Source organism: Paracoccus gahaiensis, assembly GCF_005048225.1.
GTDB classification, from domain to species: Bacteria; Pseudomonadota; Alphaproteobacteria; order Rhodobacterales; family Rhodobacteraceae; genus Paracoccus; species Paracoccus gahaiensis.
The window spans coordinates 118548-130620 of the sequence record NZ_SUNI01000007.1 but is presented as its reverse complement, the minus strand read 5'-3'; the positions used below and the strand labels follow the sequence as shown (position 1 = coordinate 130620).

10 protein-coding genes are annotated in these 12073 nt (G+C 68.6%); 5 read left to right on the top strand and 5 right to left on the bottom strand.

What is annotated here, in order from left to right:
- Window positions 1-22: 22 nt before the first annotated feature.
- The 4 genes from FA743_RS10240 to FA743_RS10225 all read right to left on the bottom strand — a co-directional run bounded on the left by FA743_RS10240 (window position 23) and on the right by FA743_RS10225 (window position 3870).
- Window positions 23-916: a substrate-binding periplasmic protein gene (locus tag FA743_RS10240; RefSeq protein ID WP_136886007.1), complete on the bottom strand. Its 894-nt coding sequence runs from the start codon at window positions 914-916 to the stop codon at window positions 23-25.
- A 10-nt stretch (window positions 917-926) separates the two neighbouring features.
- Complete coding sequence (gene pedF / locus FA743_RS10235; protein WP_281281779.1) at window positions 927-1616, bottom strand: cytochrome c-550 PedF; 690 nt, start codon at window positions 1614-1616, stop codon at window positions 927-929.
- 83 nt (window positions 1617-1699) lie between these two features.
- Window positions 1700-2698, bottom strand: coding sequence for a YVTN family beta-propeller repeat protein (locus tag FA743_RS10230; protein WP_136886006.1), 999 nt, complete (start codon window positions 2696-2698; stop codon window positions 1700-1702).
- Window positions 2695-3870 (bottom strand): ABC transporter substrate-binding protein, encoded by a 1176-nt coding sequence (locus FA743_RS10225; protein WP_136886005.1) that lies wholly within the window; start codon window positions 3868-3870, stop codon window positions 2695-2697. Before FA743_RS10225 ends, FA743_RS10230 begins: the two co-directional genes overlap by 4 nt.
- Window positions 3871-4000: 130 nt before the next feature.
- On the opposite strand from FA743_RS10225, the gene FA743_RS10220 reads away from it, so the two are divergent.
- From FA743_RS10220 to FA743_RS10200, 5 genes are all read left to right on the top strand, one after another.
- Window positions 4001-4552, top strand: coding sequence for a tetratricopeptide repeat protein (locus FA743_RS10220; RefSeq protein ID WP_136886004.1), 552 nt, complete (start codon window positions 4001-4003; stop codon window positions 4550-4552).
- Window positions 4553-4693: 141 nt separating this feature from the next.
- A complete protein-coding gene (locus FA743_RS10215) occupies window positions 4694-6472 on the top strand; it encodes a PQQ-dependent methanol/ethanol family dehydrogenase (protein ID WP_136886003.1) in 1779 nt (592 codons plus the stop codon).
- A gap of 143 nt (window positions 6473-6615) precedes the next feature.
- Window positions 6616-7353 carry a response regulator gene (locus FA743_RS10210; RefSeq protein ID WP_136886002.1) on the top strand — a complete coding sequence of 246 codons (738 nt, stop codon included), beginning with the start codon at window positions 6616-6618 and terminating at the stop codon, window positions 7351-7353.
- Window positions 7331-8479 (top strand): FIST N-terminal domain-containing protein, encoded by a 1149-nt coding sequence (locus tag FA743_RS10205; RefSeq protein WP_136886001.1) that lies wholly within the window; start codon window positions 7331-7333, stop codon window positions 8477-8479. Before FA743_RS10210 ends, FA743_RS10205 begins: the two co-directional genes overlap by 23 nt.
- On the top strand, window positions 8476-10737 hold the full coding sequence (locus FA743_RS10200) for a hybrid sensor histidine kinase/response regulator (protein WP_246054917.1): 2262 nt from the start codon (window positions 8476-8478) through the stop codon (window positions 10735-10737). The genes FA743_RS10205 and FA743_RS10200 overlap by 4 nt, the downstream gene beginning before the upstream one ends.
- Window positions 10738-10768: 31 nt before the next feature.
- On the opposite strand, the gene FA743_RS10195 is transcribed toward FA743_RS10200, so the two are convergent.
- Complete coding sequence (locus FA743_RS10195; RefSeq protein WP_136886000.1) at window positions 10769-11869, bottom strand: helix-turn-helix transcriptional regulator; 1101 nt, start codon at window positions 11867-11869, stop codon at window positions 10769-10771.
- Between the last annotated feature and the right edge of the window lie 204 nt (window positions 11870-12073).

The window sequence follows — 12073 nt, the reverse complement described above, 5'->3', positions numbered from 1 at the left end:
GCGCAAGGCCGAGGCGCGCCGGTCAGCGCAGGCCGGGCCTGTAGGTGGCGCCGTGGCGGGCATAGATCGCCGCCAGCCGGCCATCCTCGACCGCACGGCCAATGATGGCATCGACCTCGTAGGCCAGCGGGCGGTGCTGGGTCGAGACCGCCACGCCGATGGTCCAGGACGCGCGCTCCAGCCCCAGCAGAGGCGGGCTGTGAAGGCCGATGCCGGGCGCCGACAGCCCCTCCAGCTCGGTGATGGGCGCCATGACGGCCATCACCTCGCCCCCGGCCAGCGCGCCCATCGCGGCGGCGGTGCTGGGAAAGCGACGGATCTTGTCGGCTGCGGCCCCGATCACCCCGGTCAGGTAGAAGTCCGAGATCGAGTCGTTCTCGACCCCCACCGTGTCATAGCGGAAATAGGCGGGGACCGGCCCCTTGTCGGGATACTCGGACAGCGCATAGGCGATGGCCAAGCTTTCCTGGGCATAGATGCCGGTGAACACCACCTGATCCATCCGGCAGGACAGATCGACATCATAGGGGGCGTGCAGGAACAGGTTCGACACATGCCCGTCGACGACGGCGCCGCGCGTGACATAGTTCAGCATGTCCTGATCCAGCGTCTCGCCCGCCTGCACCAGACGCAGGCGGGCCTCGACGCCCAGCTCCTCGGCGATCAGGCGCGCCAGATCGACGTCGATGCCCACCGGCCCGGCCTCGCCCCCCTGGGACCAGGGGGGGAAATCCTCGTAGAGCGCGATCTCGATCCAGCCCTCCTCGACGATGCGGTCCAGCGACCGGCCCACATCCTGCGGAAAGGTGTTCTGCGGGCGAAGTTGCGGCACATGGCCCGCGCAGGTCGGGGCGGGCTGTGCCGCCGCCGCCGAAGGCGCCAGCGCAAGGATCAGCGCCAGAAGGGTCAGGCGCATCCGGCCCGCCTCAATGCGCCGCCGACAGGCCGATGGTCAGCAATTCGCCGGCCACCTTGCGGTCGTCGGGCGCCGCCGCCAGCGCTTCGGCCGCGCGCGACACCGCGCTGTCGGCCTTGGGCGCGCCCGAGGCCGTGGCGACCGTCGCGGCGATTTCGGCCAGCTCGGCCTGCAGGGCGGCGGCGTCCCCCTCGCCCAGGGCCAGCTGGTCGCGGATCTCGGCCAGACGGGCCGCGTGATCGTCCAGCGCGCCGTCCTCGGGGCGGGTTTCGACATAGGTGCGGATCGCCCATGCGGCCTTCTGGTCCAGCACACCTTCGAATCCGGGCATCTTCGTCACGCCGTCCTGCGTATAGCCCAAGCGGAAGCGTTCGGCATACCATTCGTCCCCATATTCCTCGGCTTCCAGATGGCGCAGGTCGGGGGCCAGCCCCCCGGAGACGGCACCCAGCCCATGGCAGCGGGCGCAGTTCTGGTTGTAGCCGCTATCCCCGATCTTGAGCGCCGCCAGCCACACCTCGTCGCCCACCAGTTCGGCCCGATAGGGGTTTTCGGTCAGCCATTCGTCGCCGATATCGGGCAGCGCCTCGGTGTTCACCGGTTGCGGCGCCACGTCGCCATGGGCCAGCAGCTGCACCGGGACGGCCATGCAGGCTGCGGCGACAATTCCGGTCAGGGCCTTCTGAAACTTGGTCGGCATGGGATGTCCTCCTTCACACGCACGCGTTTTTTCCGGGATATGGCCGATGCCGGCACAGCGGCAATTCGACCTTGGTCGCGACGTCAGTCTGCGGGGGCCGGACGCGCCGCGGCGCCCCAGGGATAGCGGCCGACCTTGACCGTGCGGATTGTCCGATGCGTCGCGACATCGAAGATGGTCACGTCGCCCGAGACGCCGTTGGTGGTGAACATCTGCGTGCCGTCCGGCGACAGGGCCATGTGCCAGACGCGGCGCCCCACGAGAATGTAGTCGATCACCTCGCGGCTGGCCGTGTCGATGACCGCGACATGGTCCGACGGACCCAGGGCCACGAAGATCTTGCTGGCATCGGGCGAGAATTTCATGCCCACGGGCTGCAGGCGTTCGGGGCGGATGCCGGGCAGCGAGAAGGCGATCTTCGCCAGCTCGGCGCGGCTGGCCACGTCGAACACCGTGACGGTGCCGCCGATTTCCGAGCTGACCCACATCTCGGTGCCATCGGGGGTGAATTCGACATGGCGGGGGCGCGCATCGACCAGCGAGTTGGCGACGATCTGATGCGTCTCGGTGTCGATCCAATGCGCCATGTTGGTGGTCTCCGAGGTCGTCACCTGCAGCCGCCCGTCAGGAGACATCCCCATCCCTTCGGGCTCGATCCCCACCGCGATCTGAGCCACGACGCCGCGGGTTTCGGTATCGACGACGGTGGTCAGGGCATCGTCCTCGTTCGCGATCCACAACATGCGGTCGTCCGGCGACAGCACGAACTGCTCGGGATCGGCGCCCGAGGGAAGGTCGTGCAGGATCTGCCCGGTCGCCGGGTCCATGACCTGCACCGCATTCGAATCCGAGGCGCAGATGTAGAGCCGCGTGTAGTCGCTGTTGAAGATGATGCCGCGCGGGCGCTGGCCGGTGGGATAGGTGGCGATCACCTCCAGCGTCGCCACGTCGATGACGCTGAGCGTGTCGTCCAGCTCGTTCGACACCCAGATCTGGTCGGCCCGCGCCGGAAGGGCTGCCCATGACAGGGTCAGGGCGATGGCGGTGGCGATGGCGGGGGCGGGGGCAAGGTGGCGGATCATCCGTTCTCTCCGAATTGGGTGCAGGCGGTGTCGGGGCGGTCCTGGCCGAGCGTGTCCAGTTCGGAAAACTCGTGCAGGAACCCCTCCAGCGGGGCGGTCATCACGACGGCGCGGTCGGTCACCAGCGGCACGGGCTGGCGCAGCTGGCCGTCCCAGTCCCGGAACGACAGCGGCGTGCCCAGAAAGCCCGACAGCCGGAACCGGTCGGACAGCAGGAAGGCCCGCATCGCCGCCGGATCGGCATCCCGCGTGCGGGTCACCACCTCGCCGATCGAGGCCAGCGCGGCCCAGGCCGCGAAATCCGTCGCCCGCATCTCGCGCCCGGCGAGGTCGCGGAACCGGCCCTGCAGCTGCGCGGCGCCCCAGTTCTCGACCACGCCGGAAAACCCGAGCGCCATGATCCCCTCGGAGCCCGCCACAGGACGCGGCACCCAGCTGTTGTAGGGGATGTAGCGGCCGAAATCGCCGCGCTCGTCGGCCACGAACAGCAGGTCGTGATCGGGCAGGTCCTGCGTGAAGGCGGGGATCTCCTCCGAGGCGACGCGGCGCATGTCGGCGTCGAAGGCCCAGGCCCGGGCACCGGCGATGGTCAGCCCGAACTTGACCGCCGCGCGGCGGATCGCCTCGGCGAAGGCCGCATCCTCGGGGTTGGGGCCCTCCAGCAGGGCGATCGTGGTCCAGCGCTTCTTCAGGGCGAACTGCGCCAGTGCATCGGCCCGCATTGCCAGGCTGGGCGTGGTGTGCAGCAGGTTCGCGCGGCAGTCCGCTCCGCGCAGGGCGTCATGATCGACGGCGATGTTGAAGATGACCGCATCGGCGGCCTCGGGCAGATCGGCCAGCGCCAGCAGGTCCTCGGCGGGTGCCTTGACCACCAGCAGCCGCGCGCCCTCGGCCAGCAAGGCCTGCATCGCCGCAAGGAAGGGCGCCTCGGGGGCGACCCGCGTCTGGGTCAGCTGATAATCGTCGCCCATGAAGCCGCCCGTCGTACGGATGTCGGCCAGCCCAAGGGCCGCGCCAGCCAGCCCCAGATCGTCGGGCGCGGCAATGAGGTTCGACAGGATCGGCGGCGGCACGACCTGACGGTCGATCACGTCGATGCGGATCGTCTCGGCCCCTGCGGCGCCCGACAGCAGCGAAGCGGCGCCAAGCGCGATTGCGGATAAGATGCGCATCCTGTCGTCTCCGGTTTCCGGGACGAGCATTGGGGAAAGCCGCCTTGCGCGGAAATACGACCATGGTCGAATTCCCGCGCGGGTCCGGCGGCCCGATACTGGCGTGATCCCGCGTCAAAGGACATGCGACATGCGCCCCTCGCTGATCTGCGCCCTGCTGGGCGCGCTGTGCCTGTCGGGCGCCGCTCTGGCCGACGAGACCCCCGACGCCTGGGGCGATCTGAACCCCGACGAGCTGACCTGGCAGCGCGCGATGCGCGATGCCGACCGGGGCGAGACCTCGATGATGACCTGCGCCATGGGCTACATGATCACCAAGAGCGGCCGCCACGGTCCCGCGCGCGCACTGTTCGAGCGCTGCGCCGCGGACGGCTGGACGGGCACGATGACCTGGATGGGCCAGCTCGAGGAAAACGGGCTGGGGGCGCCCCGCAATTCCGCCCGCGCCGCCGACTGGGATCGCCGGGCGGCCGAGGCGGGCGATCCGGTGGGCCAGTTCAATCATGGCCTGGGCCTTCTGCGCGGCCATGGCACCGGCTTCGATGCCGAGGCGGGACGGCAGATGATCGACCGCGCCGCCCGCGCGGGCCTGCCGGTGGCGCGCCGCCTGCAGGAGGCGGGCTATGACCCCCGCGCCGTCACCCCCGATGCCGACGAAACCCGCTATCAGCCGATGTTCTGAGGTCGTGGTTCCGACACCGGCGTTCAACCACCGGCATTCGACCAATGGACAATATACGCCCGATGCGCGCGGCCCATACTCCGCAGTGATGCCTCTGGCCAGCCCTGGCCGCCGGGGCCGGATTGAGCGGAGGAGAGAAAAATGAACAGATTCGTGCTTGCGACGGTGCTTGCCATGACCGGGGCCCTGAGCGGGGCCGCCACCTCGGCCCTGGCTGCCGTCACCGAAGAGGACCTCGCCCGCGACCAGGAGACCGGCGCCGACGTCCTGACCAACGGCATGGGCCGCGACCTGCAGCGCTTCAGCCCGCTGACCATCCTGAACCGGGACAATGTGGCGGACATGGTCCCGGCCTGGGCCTTCTCGTTCGGGGGCGAAAAGCAGCGCGGTCAGGAAAGCCAGCCGCTGATCCATGACGGCGTGATGTATGTCACCGCCTCGTATTCGCGGATCTATGCCGTCGACGTGAAGACGGGGCGCGAGATCTGGCAATATGACGCCCGCCTGCCCGAGGGCATCCTGCCCTGCTGCGACGTGGTGAACCGGGGCGGCGCCATCTATGGCGACAACATCTATTTCGGCACGCTGGACGCGCGCATCGTGGCGCTGGACCTGAAGACCGGCGACGTGAAATGGAACAAGAAGATCGCCGAATACAAGGAGGGCTATTCCTACACCGCCGCGCCCCTGATCGTGAACGGTCTGGTCATCACGGGCAATTCCGGCGGCGAGTTCGGGATCGTGGGCGAGGTGCAGGCCCGGGATGCCGAAACCGGCGAGACGGTCTGGACCCGCCCGGTGATCGAGGGGCACATGGGCACGCTGAACGGCGCCGAAAGCACCATGACGGGCGTGCTGAACGCCACCTGGCCCGGCGACATGTGGCAGACCGGCGGCGGCGCGACCTGGCTGGGCGGGTCCTATGACGCCCAGACCGACACGCTGGTCTTCGGCACCGGCAACCCCGCGCCCTGGAACAGCCATCTTCGCAATGCGGGCGCGCCGGTCGAGGGCAATACCGGCGACAACCTCTATGCCGCCTCGCGCCTCGGCATCGATCCGGCCACCGGCGAGATCAAGTGGCATTTCCAGTCCACCCCGCGCGAGGGCTGGGATTTCGACGGCGTCAACGAGGTCGTCAGCTATACCGATCGCGACGGCAACATGCGCTATGGCACGGCGGATCGGAACGGGTTCTTCTATGTCCTGAACCGCGAGGACGGCGCTTTCGTCGCCGCCCATCCCTTCGTCAAGGACATCAACTGGGCCTCGGGCATCGACGAGACGGGCCGCCCGATCTACAACGAGGAGAACCGCCCCGGCGCCATGAACGAGGCCAACGAGGGCGGCAAGGGTCAGCAGGTCTTTTCCGTGCCCTCGTTCCTTGGCGGCAAGAACTGGCAGCCGATGGCCTACAGCCAGAATACCGGCTTGTTCTACATCCCCTCGAACGAATGGGGCATGGACATCTGGAACGAGCCGATCAGCTACAAGAAAGGCGCGGCCTATCTGGGCGCGGGCTTCACCATCAAGCCGATCTTCGAGGATCACATCGGCTCGCTTAAGGCGATGGACCCCACCACCGGCGAGGTGCGGTGGGAATACAAGAACGAGGCGCCGCTCTGGGCGGGGGTGATGACCACGGCGGGCGGTCTGGTCTTCACGGGCACCCCCGAGGGCGAATTCATCGCGCTGGACGACAGCACCGGCGAGGTGTTGTGGACGTTCCAGACGGGATCGGGCATCGTCGGTCAGCCGATCACCTGGGAACAGGAGGGTGAGCAGTTCGTCTCGATCGTCTCGGGCTGGGGCGGCGCCGTGCCGCTCTGGGGGGGCGAGGTGGCCAAGAAGGTCAACTATCTCAATCAGGGGGGCATGGTCTGGACGTTCAAGCTGCCCAAGCAGATGGCATCGAACTGATCGGGACCGGTGCGGAACCAGGGATGCGCGGGACGACCGCGCCTTCCCCTCGGATCGCGGCATCCCCGCCTTGCCTGCAGGCCGGCGCGCCCCGGACGGCGCGCCGGCAGGACGACGCATTCCATTTCCGCAAAGGTCAGGCCATGGCACATCCCCCGCAGTCCGAACCCGGCGAGGCGGTCCAGCCCCCTGAGCCCGGCTTTCGCACCGCGCTGATCGTCGAGGATCACCCCCTGTTCGGGGACGCGCTGGCCATGACGCTGCTATCGGTCTCGGGGATTCGCGACGTGACCCATGCCGAGACCCTTGCCCAGGCAAGCGGGTATCTGAAGCAGGACCGGCAGTTCGACGTGATCCTGCTGGATCTGAACCTGCCGGATGTGGACGGGCTGGAGGGGTTGTTGCACCTGCGTCGCCTGGCACCGCGCGTTCCCGTGCTGCTGGTGACATCGGTCAACGAGACGCGCGTGATCCGTGCCGCGCTGGCCGGGGGCGCGGCGGGGTTCGTGCCCAAGCATTCGCGTCGCGAGGTGTTCCGCGCGGCCTTCGAGGCGCTGGACGCGGGCGAGATATTTGCCCCAGACCTGCCCCAGGACGATCTGGCGGGCGCGGCACTCTGCCCTGAAAGCTCGGCCGAGACGGTGATCCGGCGCCTGGCGCAGCTGACCCGGCAGCAGGCCCGCATCCTGGACCTGATCTGCGAGGGCCGCATGAACAAGCAGATCGCCCATGACCTGTCGATCGCGGAAACCACGGTCAAGGCGCATGTCACCGCGATCATGCGAAAGATGGGTGTGTCATCGCGCACGCAGGCGGTACTGATGGCGCAGCATTCCAGGGTCACGGAGCGATTGCACGATGCCGCCGGAGGATCACACTAGCCCGCGCCGAGCCTCGGTCCCGCTCGACCAGCCCGATCCGGTCGCGACCCTGTCCGCCCGGCTGGGGCATGGGCCGTTCGCGCTGGTCCTGCTGTTCGTGGGAACCGGGGCCGACCTGCCAACTCTTCTGGCGCGTGCGGCCCAGCATCTGGGCCCCTGCGCCGTGGCCGGCTGCACGACCGCCGGCGAGATCGACGGGACCGGCTATGGCGATCGCAGCCTGGTCGGGGTGGCCTTTCCGGCCAGCGGCTTTGCCGCCGAGACGGTCCTGATCGACCCCATCGACACGATCGAGCAGCGCAGCATGATCGCGCGCCTGCAGCAACTGCGCCAGCGGCTTCGCGCCCATGCCGAGCGGTTTCCCCACGAGCTGGCCGTGCTGCTGGTCGACGGGCTGTCGGGGCGCGAGGAACACCTGATCGCCTCGCTGGCGGGCGGGCTGGGGCCGGTGCCCACGATCGGATGTTCGGCCGGGGATGGCCGCGCGTTCCGCCGCACGCAGGTCTTCTCGGGCCTCGTGCTGCGCGATCACGCGGCGGCGGTGCTGTGCCTGCTGCGATCCCGGATGCCGCTGCAGACCTTCTCGTTCAATTCCTCGCCGCCGTCGCGCACGCAGATGGTGGTCACCCGCGCCGATCCGGTGCGCCGCATCGTGCTGCGCATCAATGACGAGCCGGCGGCGGTCGAATATGCGCGCCTGCTGGGTTGCCCGCTGGACAGCCTGGACACCTGCATGTTCGCCAGCCGACCAGTTCTGGTGCGCGTGGGCGGGCGGCATTTCGTCCGCTCGATCCGCGATGTGGGCCCGGACAATGCGCTGGTCTTCTTCGGGGCGGTGGCCGAAGGCATGGTGCTGACCCTGGCCGAGCCGGCCGATATCGTGGGGGATCTGTCGCGATCGCTGGACCGGCTGGCCGCAGGGGGCGCGCCGCGCCTGATCCTGGGCTTCGAGTGCATCTTTCGCCGCATCGACGCCGAGAACCGCCAGAAGACGCACGAGGTCTCGGACCTTCTGGCCCGGCACAATGTGGTGGGCTTCTCGACCTATGGGGAACAGATCGGCATGCTGCATGTGAACCAGACGCTGACGGGCGTGGCCTTCTATGACCCCGAGCCCGTGTCGTGACCGATGCTGCGCGCCCCGAGCTGCCCGCCGATATCGACCGGATGCTGTCGGCATCGACCGATCCCGCACGCCGGCACGACAAGCTGGTGATGATCGCGCAATCGCTGATCCGCCATATCGAGGACCCGCCCGAAGACCACGGGGTCGGCTATGCCCAGTTCCAGCGCGCGGCCGTGCTGGAGGAGGAGGTGCGCGCCCGCACCTTCGATCTGGAACATGCGCTGGACCTGCTGAACGCCTCGAACGCGCGGCTGTCCCAGGCCTATCACGAAAAGGATGTCGCGCGGCGCAACCTGTCCTCGGCCATCGAGGCCGTGCAGGAGGGGTTCGCCCTGTTCGACGCGCAGGACGTGCTGATCATGTGCAACGCGCGCTTCAACGCGCTTCTGCCCGACATCCGGGACCGTCTGGCGCCCGGCCTCAAATTCGAGGATTATCTGGCCCTCGCCGCAAGCTCGCGCCACCTTGTCCTTCCCGAGGCGATGACCCGGGAGGCCTGGATCGAGATGCGCCGCCGCGGCCATCACGAGCGCCATTTCATCGCCACGCAGGGCATGGCCGACGGGCGCCTGGTGCAGGTCTCGGAACAGCGCACCTCGGATGGCAGCACGGCGATCCTTCAGACCGAGGTCACCGACCTGATCCGCGCCGAGCGGGCCGAGCGCGGGCGCATGCTCGACGGGCAGGCCGCGATCCTTCAGGCGACGCTGGAACATCTGCCTTTGGGGGTGTGCCTGTTCGATTCCGGGCTGCGCCTTCTGGGCTGGAACAGCAACCTGTCCCAGATGCTGGCCCTGCCGCTGACCCGGCTGCGGCGCGGCATCCATTTCGACGAGATCTTCCACCAGCTGCGCAGCCAGTTCGCCTTTCCGGCCCGACAGGGGGCCAATCAGATGTCGGACTGGGTCCGCTCGGTCCGCCGCAAGACCAGGTTCAGCGTCGAGGTCAACCGCGAGGGCGGTGACGATGGCGGGCGCACCCTGACGATCCTGGCCCGGGAAATCCCCGAGGGCGGCTTCGTGCTGTCCATCGACGACATCACCGACCACACGCGCGCCCTGCAATCGGTCAGCCGCGCCAACGAGATGCTGGAGACGCGCGTGACCGAGCGCACGCTGGAGCTGGAGGATGCCTTGGCGCGGGCCGAGCGGGCAAATTCCTCGCGCGCGCGCTTCGTCGCGGCGGTGGGTCACGACCTGATGCAACCCCTGTCGGCGGCGACGCTGTATGTGGGCTCGCTGTTCGAGGATGTCGCGCAGCCGGGGCCGCGCGGCAAGCTGGACAAGATCCAGCGCTCGCTGGATTCGGTCAGCGGCTTGATCGAGGCGCTGCTGGACATCTCGCGGCTGGAGGCGGGCGAGGCCGCGCTGACCGTCGAGCCGATCGCCCTGGCCCCGATCTTCGAGCAGCTGCGCGAGGAGTTCACCCCGGTCGCCGAACAGAAGGGCCTGACCCTGATCTTTCGCCCGGTCCGGGCGACGGTGGTGTCGGACCGCAGCTATCTGCGCCGCATCCTGCAGAACCTGATTTCGAACGCGATCCGCTATACCGATCGGGGCAGGGTGCTGGTCGTCGCGCGCAAGCGCCCCAACCGGTTGCTAATCCAGGTGCGCGATACCGGGCGCGGGATCGCGGCGAAGGATCACGAGATCATCTATGCCGAGTTCAAGCGGCTGGATGCCAAGGCGTCGGCGGCCGAGGGGCTGGGGCTGGGACTGGCGATCGTCGAACGCGCCACGGCTCTGCTGGGGCATCAGCTGTCGCTGCGCTCGGCCCCCGGCTGCGGCTCGACGTTTTCAGTGGAGATGGTCACCACCCAGGAGACGGGCGGCGAGGGCCGGGCCGGGCCGGCCGCGCCACGCCCGCGCCGGGACGGTCGCCCCGAGCTGACCGCCCTGATCGTCGAGAACGATGCCGAGATGGCGCTGGCCCTGTCCCAGCTTCTGGAACAATGGGGCGTGAATGTCCTGGAGGTCTGCTCGGGCGAGGAGGCGGTGGCGCTGTTGCAGGACACCGGTGTCGAGCCCGAGATCTGCCTCGTCGATTATCAGCTGGGCACCGGGATGGACGGGCTGACCTGCCTGGCGGCCATCCGCCTTCTGCTGCCGGCAAGCTGCGCGCAATGCCTGATGACGGCCGACCGGTCGGATGCGCTGCAATCCGGGGCGGCCAGTCTGGGGGTCGAGGTGATCACCAAGCCGATCCTGCCGGCCACCCTGGCCCAGGTGGTGATGTCAGCCCGGCGGTTGGTCAGGTAAGCAGCACCCCCCGGCGGGCGGGATATGACGCTCAGCCCGCCTCCGAGGTGACGATCCGGATCAGGTCGCCAAGGCGGCGCGCCCCGGTCTTGGCAATGGCCGCCTTGATCTGGTTGCGCACCGTATGCAGGCTGATCCCGCGATCGCGGGCAATTTCAGGGGCCGAGGCGCCTCCGGCGGCGGCCAATGCGATCCGGGCCTCGGCTGCGGTCAGGCCGAATTTCCGGCGCAGCCTTTGGTCGGGGGCTTCCGGCACCGTGTCGGGCTGAAAGATCAGGCCCAGGCAAGGCCTGTCCGTCGCCGGGGTGGCCTGGACGGGCGGGTGAAACCGGGCATCCTCGGGCACCGCGATTGCTCTGCCCTGCCAGCCGCCCTCGCGGCAGACGGGCGGGACCGGCTCGCCGCGCGGCGGCCTGGCAAGCGCCTCCAGCCAGTCCTGCATCCGGGGCGTGGTCATGCGGAACCGCCCGGAAGGGCCGATGTGGAATGGGACCAGGGCTGCATCCCCGGGTTCCACCAGAAGGGCATGGTGGCGGGCATCCAGAACGACGAACATCGCGCCGTCGGGGACGCCGGCCTCCAGCAGGGCAATGCGCGTGGTATAGCGTCGCAGGATCGCGGTGACCTCCAGCGCGTGACGCAGATGCGCGGTCAGATGATCCAGCAGATGCAGCAGCGCGTCCTCGACCCGGTCCCGGTCCCGTTCGCGCTGGCGCACATTCGCCGCCAGACAGACGTGGCGCCCCTCACCCACGGCAAGGCGCAGGCCGACACCGCCGCGCATGTCGTCCTGCGGCCGGATCCGGTCGTGACAGACCTCGGTCTGCATCAGATCCTCATCCGCGATCATCCCCGCCGAGCGCAGCGGCTGATCGACAGGCATCGCCGCAAAGCGGCGGGCCCAGGGGTTGAGAGCACCGTCATGCGCGATGAAGCTGTCGCCGGAGGCCGGGTCGAAGCTGCCATGCAGGGCGGGCAACTGGATGTTCTGCGACCCGTCCGCATCGACACCAAAGGCGGCGATGCGCGCCCCGCCCGATGCACGCTCCAGCTCCAGGATGACATCCTGCCATGCCCGGGGATCCAGGGCGGCGCGGTGCACGGCGGACAGAAGGCGCGGATCGGGGATCAACGGCAATTCCTTTCCAGAACAGGACGCTGCTCCACTCTTCCTGCAGGAGAGTCGCGCCGTCAACATGCATGACGGGCGCGACGGGGGCCGGGGGTCCGTCTGCCCGAAAGCTGCACATCGAGGCGTGAAATATTTGTTAATCCATGACCTGAAGTGGTCATGCCGAAGCGCCTGATCTGGTCAATCCTGCCGATGCAACCGGAC

What these genes read in the sequence shown, in the direction of transcription:
- FA743_RS10240 (WP_136886007.1), bottom strand. Translation starts at nt 916, where the DNA reads ATGCGCCTGACCCTTCTGGCGCTGATCCTTGCGCTGGCGCCTTCGGCG.
- pedF (WP_281281779.1), bottom strand. Translation starts at nt 1,616, where the DNA reads ATGCCGACCAAGTTTCAGAAGGCCCTGACCGGAATTGTCGCCGCAGCC.
- FA743_RS10230 (WP_136886006.1), bottom strand. Translation starts at nt 2,698, where the DNA reads ATGATCCGCCACCTTGCCCCCGCCCCCGCCATCGCCACCGCCATCGCC.
- FA743_RS10225 (WP_136886005.1), bottom strand. Translation starts at nt 3,870, where the DNA reads ATGCGCATCTTATCCGCAATCGCGCTTGGCGCCGCTTCGCTGCTGTCG.
- FA743_RS10220 (WP_136886004.1), top strand. Translation starts at nt 4,001, where the DNA reads ATGCGCCCCTCGCTGATCTGCGCCCTGCTGGGCGCGCTGTGCCTGTCG.
- FA743_RS10215 (WP_136886003.1), top strand. Translation starts at nt 4,694, where the DNA reads ATGAACAGATTCGTGCTTGCGACGGTGCTTGCCATGACCGGGGCCCTG.
- FA743_RS10210 (WP_136886002.1), top strand. Translation starts at nt 6,616, where the DNA reads ATGGCACATCCCCCGCAGTCCGAACCCGGCGAGGCGGTCCAGCCCCCT.
- FA743_RS10205 (WP_136886001.1), top strand. Translation starts at nt 7,331, where the DNA reads ATGCCGCCGGAGGATCACACTAGCCCGCGCCGAGCCTCGGTCCCGCTC.